The following is a 19,186-nucleotide window of genomic DNA, read 5'->3' as shown; positions in this document are numbered from 1 at the left end:
AGCGGTCCGAGGGCCGACGCGGCGGCGCTGCATCCTGTTTCGGGTTGGTTGGATCGAAATTCTCCTCGTCATCGCGAGCGAAGCGAAGCGATCCAGGGCCAACACGCGGACGTCAGGGCGTTGGCCCTGGATTGCTTCGCCTTCGGCTCGCAATGACGGCTCGGCATTGGACTGATGATGGTCCGAACGCATCGACCGGAACCGGGATCACTCCGGCAGTCGGGCCGCCTCGACGATGCGGCGGGCGATGGCCGGGTAGTCGCCGTCGAAGTGGTGGCCGCCGTCGATGAGGAGCTTTCGTGTGGCGGCGAGGCTCGGGTCGCGGCAGGGCGAGTCCGTTTCCTTCGAGCCGTGGATGCAGAGCACGCGATCGGCCGGGAGCGCCGCGAGTTGCGGCACCACGGCGTGCTCGCCGCCGAGGCCGAGCCAGCCCTTCACCGAAACGCTGAACCCGGTGCTGCGGCTCGGCGCCAGCAGGGCGATCAGCCGGATGCGGTCGCGGAGCGACGCCGGCAGGTACGGCCATGAGAACGGAAACAGGTCGGCACCGAAGGAGTAGCCGAGCACCATCACCGGCAGCGTCTTGCCGGGGTCGGCCTCCTGCAGCATCGCGGCGACGTCGGCGGCGACGGCCTTGGGGTCGCGATCCGTCCAGTAGTAGCGCAGGGCGTCGAGGCCGACGACGTGGATGCCCTCGCGCGTCAAGCGCTCGCCGATGGTCTTGTCGATGTCGCGCCATCCGCCGTCGCCGGAGACGAACAGGGCGACCGCGCGCGTCCTGCCGACAGCCGGCAGGTCGACCAGGGGCAGGCCGCCGGTTCCGGCATCCTGCGCCGCGATCGCCGCTGCGGCGTCGAGTGCGGCGGCGCTACGGCGGGCGGGATCCGGCTCTGCGTGCCGCTCGACCGCGAAGGGGCCGGCACCGGGCGCAGGCTCGGGCGGGGCCGGCGCGGCCTCCGCGCTCACGATTGTCAGCTGAGCCTGACTCCGCGCCGGCAGCGGGTAGGCGAAGCCGCCCTCCGGTAGGGAGACCGCTGCGGCGACCGGCGCGGCGTCGTCGCAGAGCGGGCGGACGGTGCGAAGCGCGACCGCCGGATCGAGGGCGACGCCGCCGCCGAGGGTCGCCGGCAACGCCCGCGACAGGATCGCCTCGACGAGTGTGCCGCCCTCGCCGCGGCCGACGAGGACAGGGCGCAGGTAGCTCTGACCCTTCAGCGTTCGCTGCGCCTCCTTGGCCAGCAGCTCGACATCGACGATCGGCCGGATGCAGGGCGTGGTCTCGCGGTCGAGGGCGGCGCGCCATCGCGCCCAATCGAGCTGGAGCACGATGAGGCCGCGCGCGCGCAGGGCGTCTCCCAGCGCATGCTCCGCAGGCCCCGTCCCGCCGGCATCGGAGACGATCGCGGCGAGGCCCACCGGCGTGCCGGCCGGAGGCTCCACCAGCACGTCCTCGATCTGGGCGGACGAGATCCGCTCGGGCACGCGCGACGGCGCTTTTGGGTGTGGAAGCAGCAGGCCGGCCCCGATGACGGCCGCGAGAACAGCCGCCCCGCCGAGCAGAACGCGGCGGCGGCCGGGCCTCATCGCCGGATCAGGCCGAGCGGCGAGCCGTTCACCAGGGTCGTCACGTCGAGCAGGGTCTTGGGCGTCTGCAGGCCGCCGGGGCAGATCAGGTAGTAGGGCGTCCAGACCGGGTCGAACTTCTGCTTGAAGCTGCGCAGGCCGTCGAAGCTGTAGAGGTCGGCGCCGCGGCGATAGAGGAAGGTGCCGAAGCGGTTCCAGCGCGAGGCCAGCCGCCGGTCGACGAGGCCGGAGAGTGGCGCCGCGCCGAGGTTGAACCAACGATAGCCCTCGGCCTTCGCCGCCAGCAGCAGGTTGGCGAACAGCGCGTCCATGATCACCTTCGAGGCGTCCGGGGCGTAGCGGATCAGGTCGATGGCGATCTCGTTGCGGTCGGCGCCGCGCAGCAGGTTGGCGAAGGCGACGATGCGGCCCTCCTTCTTCATCACCGCGATGTCGAAGCGGGCGAGATAGGCGGGGTCGAAGGCCCCCATGGAGAAACGCTTCTCGCCGCCCTGCTTGTGCGCGAGCCAGGCGTTCGAGACCTGGCGCAGCTCGTACATCGTGAGCCGCACTTTCTCGCGCGGCACGATCTCGAAGGTCAGCCCCTCCTTCTCGGCACGGCGCTGGCCATAGCGCAGGTCGTGCCGCGCCGGACCCTTCAGCGAGAAGTCGGCCAGCGGGACGCGGGCGACCTCGCCGAGCTTCAGCGCGGAGAGGCCCATGTCGAGGAACAGGGCGAGGTTGTCGGGGCCGACGCCGTAGAAGACCGGTCGCGCCGCGGCGCGGTCGGCAAGCTCGCGGAACGCCCAGGCGAGATCGGCCTGGAGCCGGGTCGGGCCGACCGGATCGCCGAGCGCCACAAGGCTGCGGCCGGCGCGGGCATACATCACGAAGCCGACGCCTTCGGCGGAGGTCAGGAATTCCTTGTCGCCCAGCAGCGCCATGGCGGCGGAAGCGTTCGTGGAGGCCCCGACGATGTCGGCAATCTCGGCCGGGATCGTCGGCTCGGCCGCGCGGCGGCGGCCGCGATGATTCACGGCGCTGTCGAAGCCGATGGCGGCGAGCCCAACCACGAAGGCGAAGGAGACGCGCGCCAGCCCCGGCCCGCTGCCGTCCCACGAGATCTGCCACCACAGCGCGTCGGCGCTGGCGCCGTGCCTGAAGGCGAGGAAGCCGAGGCCCGCCGAGGCCGTCGTCAGGATACCGGCGGCTGCGAGCATCGGGCCGAGGCCGGCCCGGCGCAGCCAGACCCTGCTCACCGCGAAGGGGTTGGCCTTCGGGCAGCGGTAGAACGAGCCCCGGACCATGGCGAGGCACAGGGCGAGCGCGCCGAGCAGCGTCGCCTCCTCCCAATCGAGCCCCTTACCGAGCGAGAAGCCGGCGCCGAGGACGAGCAGCATCAGCGCCGCGTTCCAGGCGCGCACCAGTCGCCGGTAGAGCCCGCGGGCGATGACCAGCAGCGCGACCCCGACGAGGCAGGAGGCGAAATGCGAGGCTTCGACGAAGGGCGTCGGCACCACCTCCGCCAGGACGGCGATGCGCGAGGCGAGGTCGCGCGTCGCACCGGAGGCGAGCAGCATGATCCCGCCGGAGAGGGCGACGGCCGCGGAGGCCGCGGGCACCATCGGCTCGAGGAAGCGCAGGGAGCGGGCGATCGCCGCCCGGCGGCGGTGCAGTTCGACCGCGCCGAGGCCGAGGAGCGCCGCGCCGAAGGGCAACAGCGTGTAGATCACCCGGTAGGCGAGCAGCGCGCCGAGCACGTCGGCCCGGGCACCGAGCCCGAGGCTCGCCAGCAGCGTCGCCTCGAACGCACCCAGGCCGCCGGGGGCGTGGCTCGCGATCCCGACGAGGGTCGCGGCGATGTAGGCGAGCAGGAAGGCCGGAAAGCCCGGCAGGGCGTCGGCGGGCAGGAGCACGTAGAGCGTGGCCGCGGCGGCGGTGATGTCGACGATGCCGGCGGCGATCTGCAGGAGCGCCGACCGCGAGGTCGGCAGCCGAAGGCTGAAGCTGCGCACGCGGACCACCCGCGGCGTCGCACCGAGCCAGACCAGCAGGCCGGCGACGAGGCCGAGCACGGCGGTTCCGGCCAGCGTCGCGTGGAGCGGCGTGGTGCCGCCGAGCCCGTGAAAGTGCTCCGGTCCACAGACGAGCGCCAGCGCCGTCATGGTGACGAGCGACATCAGCAGCGCGAACCACGAGGCGCCGAGCACGCGCCCGACATCCGCCAAGCCGCCGGCATGCGCGGCGTAGGCCCGCATCCGGAAGGCGCCCTGCGTCAGCAACGGAAAGCCGAGGGTGTTGGACACGGCATAGCCGCCGGCGCCCGTCACCAGGGCGGTGACGCGCGGGATCCTGCCCGGGGCGACGGCCTCGACCGCGAGGAGATCGTAGACCGCGATGGCCGCGAAGCTCACGACCGTCAGCAGGAGCGCGAGTGCCAGCGCTTCATCGGGGATCTGCGCATAGGCGGCCCCGACCGAGTCGAACGAGACGTGGCGCAGCGTGCGCTCGATCGCCAAAGCGGCGAGCACCGTCAGGCCGAGCCCGACCGCGCGGGGTAGAGCCCGGGCAAGCATGCGCCAGCCCGATCGCGCAGGCGGCACGACGGTCGCACCATGCTCGCCCGTTGTCGGGATGGGAGACGGCATCACTGGAGGCATCGGTGGTCGAAACACGAGTGGCGGACTTGAAGGACGGTCCGAACGAGGCCGCGGCTGCCATGGAGCACGGCAGCCGATCGCGGCCTTCTCCGCCATCGAGTCCGAATGTTGCGTGAATGAGGCGGTAGATCGCACGAACGGCGTGGGCGGAACGCGGTTCTTACCAGACGCCCCGGGCTCGGCCCTCGGTCGATGCCGGAAAGAACGGTATCGCCGCACAGGCAGCCCCGACGAAATCGGCCGGTGGGGTGTCCCCATGCGGTGAAAGCGGTGCTATGAGCGCACGTCTTCAAGCGTGCGGGGTTCCTGCCCCGCTCAAAGTGAGTGCTCGTCCATGAACCCGCTGGTTCCGCTCGGTATCCTCTTCCTGCTGCCGCTCACCGCGATCGGCCTCGTGCTCTACACCGACACCGGCATCTCGCCCGACCTGTTCTACGCGGCCGTGAAGACCTCGGTGATCCTCATCGTCGTCGGCGGCGCGATCTCGTTCGCCGCGAGCAAGCTCGCCGAGCGCTCGAACGGCTGATTTCTTGCTCGCGCGTTGTCGAGGGATGGTTTGCCAAAGCCCCCTCGGCCACGCTCGACGAGCGGGCTCAACCGAACGAGGATCGCATGCTCCACGTCGTCCCCGCTTTCGACCGCATCGGTGAAGAGAACGCCTTCGCCGTCCTGGCGCGCGCCAACGCGCTGGCCGCGGACGGCCACGACATCGTCAATCTCGGCATCGGCCAGCCCGACATGCCGACGCCGGCCCATATCGTGGAGGCCGGCATCAAGGCTCTTCGCGATGGGCATCACGGCTACACGCCCGCCGTCGGCATCCTGCCCCTGCGCGAGGCCGTTGCCGGGGACATCTGGCGCCGCCATCAGGTGACGGTCCTGCCGGACTCGGTGATGATCATGCCGGGCGGCAAGGTCACCATGTTCATGGCGATCCTGATGTTCGGCGAGCCCGGCGTCGAGATCCTCTATCCGGACCCCGGCTTCCCGATCTACCGCTCGATGATCGAGTTCACCGGCGCGACGCCGGTGCCGGTGCCGATCCGCGAGGAGAACGGCTTCGCCTTCTCGGCGGAGGAGACGCTGTCGCTCATAACGAGCAAGACCCGGCTCCTGATCGTCAACTCGCCGGCCAACCCCACCGGCGGCGTCACGCCGAAGGCCGAGATCGACAAGCTCGTGGCGGGCCTCGCCGCGCATCCCGACCTCGCGGTGATGTCCGACGAGATCTACGGGACGATGACCTACGATGGCGAGGTGCACCACTCGCTGCTGAGATACGAAGAAATCCGAGACCGGCTGATCTATCTCGACGGCGCCTCGAAGACCTACGCCATGACCGGCTGGCGGCTCGGCTGGTCCGTCTGGCCGAAGAAGCTCTACGAGGCGGCCCGCAAGCTCGCGGTCAACGCCCATTCCTGCGTCAACGCCGCGACGCAATGGGCGGGCGTAGCCGCCCTCAACGGCTCGCAGGATTGCGTGGCCGAGATGGTCGCAGAGTTCGACCGCCGCCGTAAGCTCGTGGTCGACGGCCTCAACGCCCTGCCGAACGTCTCCTGCGTCTCGCCGAAAGGCGCCTTCTACGCCTTCCCAAACGTCTCGAAGACCGGCTGGAAGGCGAAGAAGCTCGCTTCTGCGCTCCTGGAGGAGGCCGGCATCGCCGTGATCGGCGGCCCGGATTTCGGCGTGTGCGCGGAGGGCTACATCCGGCTGTCCTATGCGAACTCGGCCGAGAACATTTCGCGGGCGCTGGAGCGGATGGATGCGTTCCTTTCGGAGAGGAGCGGCGACGCGGCCTGAACCTGCGGGCGATAGGAGGGGCGATCCGCCGGCATCGGTCGTGCCGTCGCCTGATACCATTCCCGGATGATTCGATCGGTGGTGCGCATCCTCCTCTCCCCGCATGCGGGGAGAGGCCCTCATGGACCTCGTCGTCCATGAGGGAAGCGCAGGCGAAGCCGAAGCGAGGGTGAGGGGGTGGCGCAGGAAGAGCCTCATCCGGTGCGGCCCCCTCACCTTCGGCTGCCGCCTCGCCGCGCCGACGACAAAGTCGCCGCGGCCCTCTCCCCGCAAGCGGGGCGAGGAGATGCGCACCACCGAACCGATCGGCCGGAAACCGTCCGGCATAGAAGGCAAAGAAAAAGCGCGCTTCTCGTCGGAGAAACGCGCTTTCAGGTGGTTCTTCGTCTCAGGTAAGAACGGATCTAGCCTCTAACCACTTCGCCACGACCTAGCTGTAGCGGCACGGCAACATCCGATGACCAGGATTTGTCATCGACTTGTCATGTCACAACTTGCGCGAGCAAGATAAGCGTGTCACCCCACGGCCCGTCCGGCCTGCCTCACGCCAGCCGGGCGGCCGGAATGCGCGGCCGGCCCGACCCGGACCCCTCCGATTCGACGCTCGGCAAGTCTATGTGATTGCTACACAAACACATTTCGAGGGTTAACGCTCCCTAAACCCGCCGCAATTACCGTGCGGAACCGGACCCGACCGGACCTGCGCTCGCAGGTCTCCGGGCGGGACGGGTCAGATCAGGCGCATGGCGAACGGACGCGGTCGGACGACGAGGCAGGAGCCGAACTTCGACGCGCCCGAGGGTCGCGCCGCGGGGGGGCCCGATCTTCGCGTGTCCGCGGCGGACCGGGCGGGAGGCGGCGTGGCAAAGCGCGGATCGGGTTCGGCGGAGCGGGGCGGCCGGCAGCCGTCCAAAGGCGGCGGCACGGGCGGCGGCCGGGGCAAGGGCGGCGCGACGCGGGCCCGATCGCGCCGGCGCGGCTCAATCCTGGGCAAGCTCGTCTATACCGGCATCGTCCTCGGCCTCTGGGCGGTGATCGGGGTCGCCGGGCTCGTCGCCTACCACGCCTCGCAGCTGCCGCCGATCGACCAGCTCAGCGTTCCGAAGCGCCCGCCCAACATCGCGATTCTCGCGAGCGACGGCTCGCTGCTCGCCAACCGCGGCGAGACCGGCGGCCGTGTCGTCTCGATCAAGGAATTGCCGCCCTACCTGCCCCGCGCCTTCGTGGCGATCGAGGACCGGCGCTTCTACGACCATTTCGGCGTCGACCCCGTCGGCATCGCCCGTGCGGTGGTGCAGAACCTGACCCGCCGCGGCGTCAGCCAAGGCGGCTCGACCCTGACGCAGCAGCTCGCCAAGAACCTGTTTCTGACGCCCGAGCGCTCGGCGTCCAGAAAGATCCAGGAAGCGATCCTGGCCCTGTGGCTGGAGCACAAGTATTCGAAGGACGAGATCCTCGAACTGTATCTCAACCGCGTCTATTTCGGTGCCGGCGCCTACGGCGTCGAGGCGGCCGCCCAGCGCTACTTCGGCAAGCCCGCCAAGAACGTGACGCTGGCCGAGGCGGCGATGCTCGGCGGCCTCGTCCAGGCGCCCTCGCGGCTCGCGCCGAACCGCAACCTCAAGGCGGCCCAGGCCCGGGGCGCCCAGGTGCTCGCGGCGATGGAAGAACTCGGCTTCGCGAAACCGGCAGACGCCAAGATCGCCCTCGCCCAGCCGGCCCGGCTCTACGGGTCGCGTGGCGGCGGCTCCTCGAACTACGTCGCCGATCTCGTGATGGACGTGCTCGACGACTTCCTGCCGAAGTTCGAGGCCGACATCGTCGTGGCAACCACGGTCGATACCGGTCTGCAGGCCGCGGCGGAAAAGGCGCTCGTCGACGAGCTGAACGCCAAGGGCGTGCGCTTCAACGTCGGCCAGGGCGCGCTCGTCTCGATGAAGCCGGACGGCGCCGTGCGCGCGCTCATCGGCGGCCGCGACTACGCGCAGAGCCAGTTCAACCGGGCGACCACGGCCAAGCGCCAGCCGGGCTCCTCGTTCAAGCCGTTCGTCTACCTCGCCGCCGTCGAACACGGCCTGACGCCGGATACGGTGCGCGACGACGCGCCGGTAAAAATCGGCAACTGGAGCCCAGAGAACTACACGCACGCCTACAAGGGCCCCGTGACGCTCCGCGACGCGCTGGCACAATCGCTGAACACGGTCGCCGTGCGGCTCGGCCAGGAGGTCGGCCCCAAAGCCGTCGTTCAGACCGCGCAGCGCCTCGGCATCTCCTCGTCGCTCCAGGCCAACGGCTCGATCGCGCTCGGCACCTCGGAGGTGACGCCGATGGAGATGGTCGGCGCCTATTGCGCCTTCGCCAACGGCGGCACCGGCGTGATCCCCTACGTCATCGCCAGCATCAAGAGCGCGGACGGCAAGGTGCTCTACAAGCGCGGCGCCGGCGGCCTCGGCCGGGTGATGTCGCCGGACGCCGACGGCATGATGAACGCGATGATGCACGAGACCTTCGTCAGCGGCACCGCCAAGAAAGGCGACATCCCCGGCTGGGAGCTCGCCGGCAAGACCGGCACCAGCCAGGATTATCGCGACGCCTGGATGATCGGCTACTCGGGCGCCCTCGTCACCGGCGTCTGGCTCGGCAACGACGACGGCGAGTCGACCAAGAAGGCCACTGGCGGCAGCCTGCCCCTGGAGATCTGGAAGACCTACATGACGACCGCCCTGAAGGGCGAGAAGCCCGTACCGCTGCCCGGCCTCAACCGCTGGCAGGCCCGTCAAGCACCGGCGGTGGCCCAGGCCGCGCCGAACCCGATCGGCGAGATCATCGGCGAGCCGCAGCAGACCGCCTCGACGCGCCCGCCGCCGCGCGCCCGCCGCCAGAGCCAGGACGACCGCAACTTCCTGGAGAAGCTCTTCGGCGTCGGAGACGAGTGAGGGCGGTACCGGTTGGATCGATCGGTCGTGGCGCGCTCCCCTCTCCCCGCATGCAGGAAGAGGCCCGCATGGACCTCGTCATCCATGCGGGAAGCAGGCGAAGCCGGAGCGACGGTGAGGGGGCGGCGGCGGAAGAGTCTCATCCGGTGCGGTCCCCTCACCTTCGGCTGCCGCCTCGCCGCGCCGACGACGAGGTCGTCGCGGCCCTCTCCCCGCAGGCGGGGCGAGGCAATGCGCTCAGCCCGAAACGGATCAGCTTGAAACGGTCTGGTTCCGCCTCCCGTCGGCCGCCTCGAACCCTGACGCCTCTGCGAAGCGCCGGGCAGCGAGCCAGACCATACCCGCAAGCCGCGGCCGATCAGCCGCCCTCGATCGCGAACGCGTCGACGAGGTGCACCGGCCAGATACGCCGCGCCACGAAGACCGCATCCGCCCGCAGCGTCGCATCGGATGGCACCGCGTTGCGCGACAGCCAGACCCTGACCGCCCGCGAGAACCGCGCGCGCTTTCGGGCATCGATCGCGCCCTGCGCATCGGCAAGCGCCGCCCGCGCCTTGACCTCGACGAAGACGATAGTGCGCCCGCGCCGGACGATCAGATCGATCTCGCCGCCGGCCGCGCTGTAGCGCCGGGCCAACGGGCGATAGCCCTTCAGCAGCAGCGCGAGGAGCGCCAGGGTCTCGCCGTCGAGACCGCGCCGGTAGGTGGCGCGGCGGCGGCTTTCAGGCGCCGTCATCGTCGCGCCGCGCGAGCACCAGCGCGCGGGCGTAGACCACGCGCCTCTTCTGGCCGGTCTCGTCGGCGACGAGGGCCGCCGCATCCTTGATCGAATGGCGGGCGAGCGCCGCCTCGATCCGCGCGTCGAGATCCGCGTCGGCGTCTTCGGCGATCTTCTCGACGGCCGTGCCGATCACCACCACGACCTCACCCTTCGGCGCGCCCTCCTCGGCGAACGTTTCCGCGAGAAACTCGAGGCTGCCGCGCCGGATCGTTTCGTAGAACTTGGTCAGCTCGCGCGCGACCGCCGCGGGGCGGCTGCCGCCGAGGATCGCGGCGGCGTCCACCAGCATCTCCGGCAGGCGGTGGGGCGATTCGAAGAGTACCAACGTGCCCGGAATGGCTCCGAGCGCCTCCAGCCGGTTGCGGCGTGCACCGGACTTCTGCGGCAGGAAACCTTCGAAGAAGAAGCGGTCGGTGGGCAGGCCCGCCGCGACGATCGCGGTCATCACCGCGGACGGCCCGGGGATCGGGGTGACGGCGATCCCGGCGGCGATGGCCGCACCGACGAGCTTGTAACCGGGGTCGGAGACCAGCGGCGTGCCGGCGTCCGAGACCAGCGCCAGGGTCTCGCCGCCCTGCATCCGCAGGATCATCCGCTCGCGCACGGCCTCGTTCGAATGCTCGTGATAGGCCACGAGCGGCGTCGTGATCCCGTAATGCATCATCAGCGTTCGGGTGACGCGGGTATCCTCGGCCAGCACCGCATCCGCCGCGGCGAGCGTCGCCAGCGCGCGGAAGGTGACGTCGCGAAGGTTCCCGATCGGCGTCGCGACGATGTAGAGGCCGGCCGGCAGCGGCTCCGCCTCGGCGGCGAGGCCGAAGGCCGTGAAGGTCCCCAGCGCTTTTTCGCGCGCGGTGTCGGTGCCGCCGCCCGGTACCGGCGTGCGCGTGCCGGGCTTCTGCCCACGCTTGTCGATTCGCTGTGTCATGGGAACGACAATGCCACGGTCGCGCAGCCTTGCGGACCGCTGCGAACGCCCGCCTCGCATTTACTTTTCGCAGGCGCACCGACATCGTACCGCGATCCAAACCGCGCGGGAGGAAATTCTGGAGGCCGTTCGATGAGCTGTAGCCGCCCGGGGCTTTTCAGGGCGCATGGTGCCGCCGTGGCTCTGTTCGCCTGGACGCTCGCCGCCTGCGTCGGCGGAACCGACGCGCCGCGCTCGCGCCCCGAGGCGATCGCTCCGCAGGCCGAGGCCCTCGCGGCCGATCCGGCAACGCCGCGCGCGAACCAGATCGGATCGGGCAGCGTGAAGGTCGCGCTGATCGTGCCGCTGACCGGCCAGGGCGCGGCCGTCGGCACGGCTTTGCGCAACGCCGCCGAACTCGCCTTCGAGGACTTCCAGAAGCCCGATCTCAGCATCGTCGTGAAAGACGATCGCGGGACGCCCGAGGGCGCGCGCGAGGCGGCCCAGGCGGCGTTGGCCGAAGGCGCGGAACTGGTGCTCGGTCCGCTCTTCGCGGCGAACGTCGCCGCCGTCGGCGCGCAGGTGCGCAATGCCGGCAAGCCGGTTATCGCCTTCTCGACGGATGCGGCGGTCGCGGCGCGCGGCGTCTACCTCATCAGCTTCCTGCCGCAATCCGAAGTCGACCGCGTCGTCGACGAAGCCACGGCCGGCGGGCGGCGCTCCTTCGCCGCGCTGATCCCCGAGACCACCTACGGCAACGCGGTGGAGGCGCAGTTCCGCGAAGCCGTCGCGCGCAAGGGCGGCCGCCTCGTCGGCATCGAGCGCTACGCCCCCGCCGATCCCGGTGCCGCCGTCGAGCGGCTGAAAGGCGTGATCGCCGGGCCGGGCGCACAGGCCGATGCGCTGTTCCTTCCTGGCGCGGTCGATGGCCTCGTCACCATGGGCGCCGCCCTGACCAGGGCCGGCTTCTCGCCCTCGCGCGTTCGGCCGGTCGGCACGGCGCTGTGGAACGACCCGCGCGTGCTGGCTCTGCCGGCCTTCCAGGGCGGGATGTTCGCCGCCCCCGACACGGCGGGCTTCGCCTCCTTCTCGCAGCGCTACCAGGCCCGCTTCGGCGCTACCCCGCCTCGGGTGGCCTCGCTCGGCTACGACGCGGTGTCGCTCGCCGCAGCGCTCAGCCGGCAATACGGAACCCAGCGCTTCACCGACACGACGCTGACGGTGCCCTCGGGCTTCACGGGGATCGACGGGACCTTCCGGTTCAAGCCGGAGGGGGCGAGCGAGCGGGCGCTCGCGGTCTACGAGATCCGGGGCAATGCCGCGGCGGTGCTGAGCCCGGCGCCGAAATCGCTGGGTCCGTCGGGAATCTGACGCCGTTTCCGGTCGATCGCACCGGTGGTGCGCATCCCGAACGGGTCGAGCGGAAACGGCATGAGGCCGCTCAGCCCGCGAGCTCGGCCACCAGCGCATTCAGCACCGGCGCCCCCCGCGCAGTCGCCGCGATACGGCCCGCCGACGTTCGCACGATCAATCCGTCGCCGAGCAACGCGTCGATCCGTCCGGCATCGAGCGCCCTCGCCTTGAGCGCTGCGTACCGCACCGGGTCGATGCCCTCGGCGAGCCGCAGGCCCATCATCAGGAACTCGTCGCCTTGCGCGGCCGGCGTGAGCGCCTCGGTCTCGACGATGCCGTGGCCGTCGCGCTCGACGCGGGCGAGCCACGCCTCCGGCGCCTTCTCCGTCACCGTCCCGGTGCGGCCCTCGGGCAGGACGAGGCGGCCATGAGCGCCGGGGCCGATGCCGGCATATTCGCCGTAACGCCAGTAGAGCAGGTTGTGGCGCGACTGCGCGCCGGGGCGCGCATGATTCGAGATCTCGTAGGCCGAGAGGCCGGCCCGGTCGCAGACCTCCTGCGTCACGTCGTAGAGGGCGCGCGACGCGTCGTCGTTCGGCGGCACAAGTCTGCCGGCCTGAGCGAGGCCGAAGAAGGGCGTGCCGGGTTCGATGGTGAGCTGGTAGAGCGAAAGGTGCTCGGCCGCATGGGCGATCGCCTCGGTCAGCTCGGCGCGCCAGGCCTTCGGCGTCTGGTTCGGCCGGGCGTAGATCAGGTCGAAGGAGAAGCGTTCGAAATGGGTGGCCGCCGTTTCGACCGCGGCGAGCGCCTCGGCGACGCTGTGCAGGCGGCCCAGCGCCTTGAGGTCCGGATCGTTCAGGGCCTGGACGCCGAGCGAGACGCGGTTGACGCCGGCCGCACGATAACCGCGGAAACGGCCTGCCTCGACGCTGGTGGGGTTGGCCTCCAGCGTGATCTCGACGTCGGGTGTCGTGCCCCAGGCGGCGGCGACCGCATCAAGCAGGCCGGCAACGGTCTCGGGCTTCATCAGCGAAGGCGTGCCGCCGCCCAAAAAGATGCTGGAGACGGTGCGGCCGGGCGTGCGCGCGGCGGTGTGCGCGATCTCGGCCTCGAACGCGGCGAGGAAGCGCGCTTCGTCCACGGGGGCGTAGCGGACATGGCTGTTGAAGTCGCAATAGGGGCACTTCGAGGCGCAGAACGGCCAGTGCAAGTAGATGCCGAAGCCCGCATCGCGGGTCGGGTGGTCCGGCGCTTCGTCAAAGGACATGGCTGTCAGATGCGCGCGCTGCCGGCCGGACGCAATCAGGCCGGACGGCGCAGGCAGGCAGCGGCGAGCAGCACGAAGGCGCGGGCGCGGTGCGAAAGCGCGGCCCCGCTCTGCCAATCCACCCCGTGCTTCTCCTGAGACGACATCTCGCCGAAGGTGCGATCGAACCCGTCGGGCTGGAACAGCGGATCGTAGCCGAAGCCGAGGGTGCCGCGCGGCGCCACGAGGTTGCCGTGCACCCGGCCCTCGAACAGCTCGGTGTGGCCGTCGGGCCAGGCCAGCACGAGGGCAGAGACGAAATGCGCGCGGGTGGAGGGGGCGCCGCGCTTCGCGACCTCCTCGGCGATCCGGGCCATCGCACCCGAAAAATCCTTGTCCGGGCCGGCCCAGCGGGCGGAGAAGATCCCCGGGGCACCGTCGAGCGCTTCGACGCACAGGCCGGAATCGTCGGCGAAGGCCGGCAGGCTCGAGGCTTGAGCCGCGGCGTGCGCCTTGATGGCCGCGTTCTCCGAGAACATCGTGCCGGGTTCGTCGGGTTCGGGCAGGTTCAGCTCGCCGGCCGAGACCGCCTCGATGCCGAAGGGCGCGAGCAGCTCGCGCATCTCCACGAGCTTGCCGGAATTGTGGGTCGCGATGACGACGCGGCCCGTGAGGAGGCGCGGCGTGCTCACGCGATGGTCTGCTTCTGGAGGGCGACGAGCTCGGCGATCCCGCCGCGGGCGAGCCGCAGGAGTTCGATGAACTGCTCCTCGGAGAAGGGCTCCTGTTCCGCGGTGCCCTGCACCTCGACGATGCCGCCCTTGCCGGTCATGACAAAATTGGCATCGGTGTCGGCGGCCGAGTCCTCGACATATTCGAGGTCGAGCACCGGGGTTCCCTTGTAGATGCCGCAGGAGACGGCGGCGATGTGGTCGCGCAGCGGGTCGACCGAGATGATCGAGCGGGCGCGCATCCAGGAGAAGCACTCGTGCAGGGCGACCCAGGCGCCGGTGATCGCGGCGGTGCGCGTACCGCCGTCGGCCTGCAGCACGTCGCAGTCGATCGAGATCTGCTTCTCGCCGATCGCGGGGAGGTTGGTCACGGCACGCAGCGAGCGGCCGATCAGGCGCTGGATCTCCTGCGTGCGGCCGGACGGCTTGCCGGAATTCACCTCGCGGCGGGTGCGCTCGTGCGTGGCGCGCGGCAGCATGGAATATTCGGCGGTGACCCAGCCCTTGCCGGAGCCGCGCAGCCAGGGTGGGCCGCGCTCTTCGAGCGAGGCGGTGCAGAGCACTTTGGTCTCGCCGAAGGTGACGAGGCAGGAGCCCTCTGCATAGCGGGCGACGGCCCGCTCGAGCGTGACCTTGCGCATCGCGTCCGGAGCGCGCTTCGAAGGCCGCATCCTCGTCTCCCGTTCCTGTGATGAGGCCGGGCTCTTAGGCCCCCCCGCCACGGGCGGCAACCCGTGGCGGGAGATGGCTACCAGACCGGACTAGAACGAAAAACCCCAGTACGCATGTCGACTGTGTGTGTCAGTGCGTTGCCGTGCTTCGCTGAATCGAATTCGGACAAGCTTCGATCGTCGATTGCCGTGAAACGCGGTCATCCGACACGGCTCCTGACAACCTCGACGAGCCCGACGCGACGATCCACAGAAAAGGCTGGCTTTCCACTCGCGTTCATCGTCGGGGATCACATCGATCCGGTGGTTTGAGCATGATCGTCAACCCGCCGAGGTCGGCGACATGCTCCAGGCGACGGCCGGTTGCGTCGGGACCGATCGGTTCAGCAACGCGCGCAATTCGTCGGGCAACGTCCCTTCGAACGCGTCGTCGAAGGGATACCGGGGCATGGCCTCGGCGACGGCCGAAAGGAGTGCCGACCCGAGGTCCAGGTTCCCGTCATCCGATGCGAGGTGGATCTGGTTGCGCGAGCCCAGCCACATGCGATGCAGCGCGAACCGGCGTGGATCGGGAGCGACGATGCGCACCGGCTGGCCTGCCTCGTCCGAGACGACATGGTCGACGTGACGGCCCGACAGCAGCCATTCCTGGTCCGGCAGGATCGTCGGACGGATCCGGTCCGTCGGACGGAATCCTTCCGACCGCGACGGCGCCGCCACGATTTCGGTGGCACCACCTTGGGAAAAACGCACCCGCGACGGACGTGCTCCTTCAACGCGGCAGCCGGGATCCATCATCGTGCAGATGTCCCAAACGGCATCGACCGGGGCGTCGCGTGCGGTCCATGCCATGCGGACGTCGCCGCGATCCGTGGGATCCCCGACGATGCGTCCGCCCGCTTCGAGCGCGTAGGCCGCCATGGCTTCGGGCCCGACAATGACGAGACGGGAGCCGAGAAGGTCCCTCCGGTCGGCTTCCCTCAATACGGCCGTCACTTCGTACGGAAACCGGGGAAGCTTGAGATCCCGATAGAGCCTGGAAGCCTGCAGGACTCTGGGCCGGCTCTCGGCAAGCCGGGCGTCGACATCGTTCAGGACCGCCGGCTCAATGGACGGGTCGGCAGCGATCGACCGCCTGATCCGACCATCTTCGATCCAGGCGCCATACAGCTCCTGGAGACGGTCGATGCATTCGATCTGTTCGTCGGTGAAGGGTTCGATCATGTCGGATGCCGATTGTTCGAACAGGACAGGCCGATCAGCCGCGGTGACGATGAGCGCGCCCTGTTCCAGGGTTCCGACGACCGGACTCCCCGCCTCGAACGGCCTCCGATCGATTCTGGAGGAGACCCACGAAAGCTTCGAGCAGGCCGGTTTCCCGGCGCAGCGAGCTCGGCGCTCTTTCCACAGCGGACCGTAGCACGTCCCGGCTTCCGACGAGAACGACCCGGTCGATGGCCCGCGTGATCGCCGTGTAGACCAGCGACCGGTCGAGGAGCCGGGACGCGACGATCGGGAGCGCGACGGTTCCGAACGCAGAGCCCTGGGCCTTGTGGACGGTGATCGCGTAGGCGTGGTCGAGGTCGACGAGATCGTGCCCGGACAGCCGCTGCTCGTTGCCGTCGAAGACCGCGACCACGGTGCCGTCCGCTTCGAACGAGGCCACAATCCCCAGGCTGCCGTTGCGCAGATCGCGCCGATAATCGTTCCGGAGAAAGACCACCGGCTCGCCGGCGACGAAGCGGCCGCGATCGCCAGGAGGACATCCCGACAGCACGATCCGGTGGAAGTGGGCGTTCATGGCGAACGTGCCGCTGGCGCCGGCCTTGAGGGCGGAGAGGATCCGGACGTTCGCGGGGCCGCCGAGATCGGCGACGACGTCGACCAGACGATCGGCGACCGCCTCGGGACGGCACTCGACGATCGACAGGCCGCCGGCGCCCCGAGAGAAGGGATCGAGCTGCGGCAGGCGCCCTTCGCGAACGGCAGCGGCCACCACGGGAATTCCGGATGCCGCCGTCTGCCGGCGGATCGTGCGCAGCTCGGATTTCGGGATCGCAGGAATGCCGACGAGCGCATGTAGCGTCAGTCCGAACCCGATGGGTGGCAGTTGCGCGTGGTCGCCGACCAGCAGAAGGCGTCCGCTCGCGGGCATGACCCGCAGGATCCGGTACAGCGTCGGCAGGTCGAGCATCGAGCTTTCGTCGACCACGACCAAGGCTTCGGGCCCGACGGCGACCTGCCTGGCCTCGACGGCCTTCAGGAACGAGGCGATCGTTGACGCCCTGCGCCCGGTCGCCTCGGTCATCCGCAACGCGGCCCGGCCGGCGAGCGCCATCATGTGGACGGCGCGCCCGAACCGTTCGCTGGCGGCGACGATCGCCTTGAGGACGGTGGTCTTGCCGACGCCGGCGCCTCCGACGACGAGGCCGAACCGATGTCTGAGGGCGAGATGGACAGCGTCCCGCTGCTCGCCGCCGAGTTCGACGCCGATGGTGCCGGCGGCCTCGTCCAGCCAACCGTCGAGCTCCTGCGAGGTCACCTCGCGGGCGATCAGGTCCTCGCTCGCCTGCCCCTCGATCATCCGGGCGATCGCGCCGGCGACGTAGGTCTCCATCATGGCGGCGCCCGCCGGCTGCAGGCCGTCGCCAGTCCGAACGGCGACGCCGAGGGAGACCGCCTTCGATACGGCCTCGGCGGCGCGCGACGCCGAACATCGCAGGAGCCGACCGACCAGTCGGACGACCTCGGCTTCGGCGGTCCAGGTGTGATGCTCGTCGAGCCGGCGATACAGGACCGCTTCGACAGCCGCGATGCCGCGGTCGTCGGCGTCGAGAGGCAGGCCGAGCCGATGCGCCGCGGCATCGACCTTCTCGAAGTCCGCCACCGCCATCATGAGCCAGGGATTCGCGCGGAGCCGGGCGGGAGCCTCGGCGCCCCACAAGACGACGACCTTGCGGGCCAGACGTCCATCGAAGCCGTGCTCCGCGAGCCAGACGACGACGTCGCCCTCGGCCTGCTGATCGCGCCATGCCGCTACGAGATCGAGACCCCGTTCGATCCCGAGGACGGGCTCCAGCGCGTCGACGTCGCCGTCGGCGAGAGCACGTGGAAGATCGTCGCCCAGGGCGGCCTGGAGCTTCCCAGCCGTCGCGTAGCCGATCCCAACGAAGGCGGGGTCCTCGGCGAGGTGGCGGGCGAGGGCCGTATGATCGCGCCTCGGATCCAACCTCCATCTCCGTTTCGAGATCGTGCAGCAGGTTGCTGCAGAATGTAGGAGCAGCGAGGACGAGCCCCTGATCCGACCGCGCCACGATACCACCGTGCTCGTTCCGGCGAAGGGGCAAGCTTCGTCGCTACGCGACCCCTTCACCTCCACTGCGCGCGGCGGTCTTCGGGCTTCAGGTCGGCTCCGAGGGACGGTCTCCTTCCGATCCCACCAAGGGACTGGGATGGGATTTCGCATCGAGATCGGTCGCATTGTAGAGACCCCGTGAAGCTCGAAGGAACACCTCATCGCTAAGCTTGCGCGTGTATTTTTGGAACACGCATGTCGATCCGCAAGCTCGCAGCAGCATTTCTCGCCGCCTGTCTTCTGTTCACGTCATCGGCTTCGCCTTCCCAGGCGTGGTTCACGCGCAAGGTCGTCGGACTAGCAGCGGGAGCTGCAGCCGCAGACTGGGCAGTCGTCGCCGGGACCGCGTTCGTCGAAGCCAACGTCGCCCTGCGGAGTGCCCAGCTTGGGCCGACTGCCGTAGCGGGCCTGAGCCGTTTGTTGGCTGTCCACCGGATCCTGGGTCCTCGAGCCGTCTACATTTCCCTGGCGAAACGGATCCTGGAGGACCCTTCGCTCTTCGCACGCGCCGTTCAAGTCGCGAACATGATCGGGCTCGAAGCCCGGCTGCTCGACGAACGCATTGCAAAGCTCGCCGAAGCCGGCGCCCCCGATCCGAATGATCCGGACGACTGCGAGCAGGCTCGCTACGATCGGCAGTCGCCATACGACCCTTTTCGAACTCGGAATGACCTCTCGTCCCGATACCAATCGATGTCGGATGATATCCCGGAGGGCATGGAGAAGCCGCTCAAGCAGCGCCTGCCGGTCGAATCCAATACGATTCCCGGACGCAATCTGCCCAACGTCGCCAAATTTCTCGACAGCCCGAGCGGGCTCGTCGTGAACGGCATCCCGTTCGACAATCGAGGATTTCCGATTTTCGAGAACGTCAGGCTAGTGAGGATTCAACTGGTGGACCGGTCCACCTTCTTCGCCCAGGGCGTCGGTCACGGCGATCAGATGATCTTGGCGACCCGGGAACTGCGACGCCAAATCGTTGAAGAAGGTGCTTGGCTAGGAAAGTTCACGGCAAAGCAGCTGGAAGACATCCATGCAGGCAGAGCCCGGATCTCAGGTCTGACCTGGCACCACCATCAGCATCCCGGCATCATGGAGCTGGTGCCTACGAAAGTTCATAAGAGCGTCCGCCACGTCGGCGGCTGGTATATGAACCAGTGCTACCATCAGAACGGTTCCTGAC

15 protein-coding genes are annotated in these 19,186 nt (G+C 69.5%); 6 read left to right on the top strand and 9 right to left on the bottom strand.

Annotation, left to right across the window (positions count from 1 at the left end; all coding sequences use genetic code 11):
• Positions 1-207 precede the first annotated feature (207 nt).
• Entirely contained in the window at positions 208-1,584 is a 1,377-nt protein-coding gene (locus MHA02_RS07595) for an AcvB/VirJ family lysyl-phosphatidylglycerol hydrolase (RefSeq protein ID WP_147078041.1), read from the bottom strand.
• Complete coding sequence (gene mprF / locus MHA02_RS07590; protein WP_238180376.1) at positions 1,581-4,211, bottom strand: bifunctional lysylphosphatidylglycerol flippase/synthetase MprF; 2,631 nt, start codon at positions 4,209-4,211, stop codon at positions 1,581-1,583. Before mprF ends, MHA02_RS07595 begins: the two co-directional genes overlap by 4 nt.
• Before the next feature lie 346 nt (positions 4,212-4,557).
• On the opposite strand from mprF, the gene MHA02_RS07585 reads away from it, so the two are divergent.
• The 4 genes from MHA02_RS07585 (at position 4,558) to MHA02_RS07570 (ending at position 8,959) form a co-directional block, all read left to right on the top strand.
• Complete coding sequence (locus MHA02_RS07585; protein ID WP_147078040.1) at positions 4,558-4,749, top strand: hypothetical protein; 192 nt, start codon at positions 4,558-4,560, stop codon at positions 4,747-4,749.
• A gap of 86 nt (positions 4,750-4,835) precedes the next feature.
• Positions 4,836-6,023 carry a pyridoxal phosphate-dependent aminotransferase gene (locus tag MHA02_RS07580; protein ID WP_147078039.1) on the top strand — a complete coding sequence of 396 codons (1,188 nt, stop codon included), beginning with the start codon at positions 4,836-4,838 and terminating at the stop codon, positions 6,021-6,023.
• A gap of 121 nt (positions 6,024-6,144) precedes the next feature.
• Positions 6,145-6,438, top strand: a complete 294-nt coding sequence (locus tag MHA02_RS07575; protein WP_170249092.1) for a hypothetical protein — start codon at positions 6,145-6,147, stop codon at positions 6,436-6,438.
• Between the two features lie 328 nt (positions 6,439-6,766).
• Positions 6,767-8,959: a transglycosylase domain-containing protein gene (locus MHA02_RS07570; RefSeq protein WP_147078037.1), complete on the top strand. Its 2,193-nt coding sequence runs from the start codon at positions 6,767-6,769 to the stop codon at positions 8,957-8,959.
• 358 nt (positions 8,960-9,317) lie between these two features.
• Here MHA02_RS07570 and MHA02_RS07560 read toward each other — a convergent pair whose 3' ends face one another.
• Both MHA02_RS07560 and rsmI read right to left on the bottom strand, forming a co-directional pair.
• Positions 9,318-9,695 (bottom strand): YraN family protein, encoded by a 378-nt coding sequence (locus tag MHA02_RS07560; RefSeq protein WP_147078036.1) that lies wholly within the window; start codon positions 9,693-9,695, stop codon positions 9,318-9,320.
• Positions 9,682-10,668 (bottom strand): 16S rRNA (cytidine(1402)-2'-O)-methyltransferase, encoded by a 987-nt coding sequence (rsmI, locus tag MHA02_RS07555; protein ID WP_147078035.1) that lies wholly within the window; start codon positions 10,666-10,668, stop codon positions 9,682-9,684. The genes MHA02_RS07560 and rsmI overlap by 14 nt, the downstream gene beginning before the upstream one ends.
• Positions 10,669-10,800: 132 nt before the next feature.
• Between rsmI and MHA02_RS07550 the strand changes: the two genes are divergently transcribed.
• Positions 10,801-12,018, top strand: coding sequence for a penicillin-binding protein activator (locus MHA02_RS07550; RefSeq protein ID WP_147078034.1), 1,218 nt, complete (start codon positions 10,801-10,803; stop codon positions 12,016-12,018).
• Between the two features lie 70 nt (positions 12,019-12,088).
• Here the strand turns inward: MHA02_RS07550 and hemW are convergent, their stop codons facing one another.
• The 5 genes from hemW to MHA02_RS07525 form a co-directional block, all read right to left on the bottom strand.
• The gene (gene hemW / locus MHA02_RS07545) at positions 12,089-13,267 is read right to left on the bottom strand and encodes a radical SAM family heme chaperone HemW (RefSeq protein WP_147078033.1); all 1,179 of its coding nucleotides are present in this window, start codon (positions 13,265-13,267) and stop codon (positions 12,089-12,091) included.
• A 35-nt stretch (positions 13,268-13,302) separates the two neighbouring features.
• The gene (locus MHA02_RS07540) at positions 13,303-13,938 is read right to left on the bottom strand and encodes a non-canonical purine NTP pyrophosphatase (RefSeq protein ID WP_147078032.1); all 636 of its coding nucleotides are present in this window, start codon (positions 13,936-13,938) and stop codon (positions 13,303-13,305) included.
• Positions 13,935-14,648, bottom strand: coding sequence for a ribonuclease PH (rph, locus tag MHA02_RS07535; RefSeq protein WP_147078031.1), 714 nt, complete (start codon positions 14,646-14,648; stop codon positions 13,935-13,937). The genes MHA02_RS07540 and rph overlap by 4 nt, the downstream gene beginning before the upstream one ends.
• A 321-nt stretch (positions 14,649-14,969) precedes the next feature.
• Positions 14,970-15,872 carry a GSU2403 family nucleotidyltransferase fold protein gene (locus tag MHA02_RS07530; protein WP_147078030.1) on the bottom strand — a complete coding sequence of 301 codons (903 nt, stop codon included), beginning with the start codon at positions 15,870-15,872 and terminating at the stop codon, positions 14,970-14,972.
• 34 nt (positions 15,873-15,906) lie between these two features.
• Positions 15,907-17,877, bottom strand: a complete 1,971-nt coding sequence (locus MHA02_RS07525; RefSeq protein WP_170249107.1) for an AAA family ATPase — start codon at positions 17,875-17,877, stop codon at positions 15,907-15,909.
• Between the two features lie 321 nt (positions 17,878-18,198).
• Here MHA02_RS07525 and MHA02_RS07520 point away from each other — a divergent pair, with 321 nt between their 5' ends.
• The gene (locus MHA02_RS07520; protein ID WP_147078028.1) at positions 18,199-19,185 is read left to right on the top strand and encodes an HNH endonuclease; all 987 of its coding nucleotides are present in this window, start codon (positions 18,199-18,201) and stop codon (positions 19,183-19,185) included.
• The last annotated feature ends 1 nt before the right edge of the window (position 19,186 follow it).

It is taken from the genome of Methylobacterium haplocladii (assembly GCF_007992175.1).
GTDB lineage: Bacteria > Pseudomonadota > Alphaproteobacteria > Rhizobiales > Beijerinckiaceae > Methylobacterium > Methylobacterium haplocladii.
This window is presented reverse-complemented; position numbering and strand designations above follow the sequence as displayed.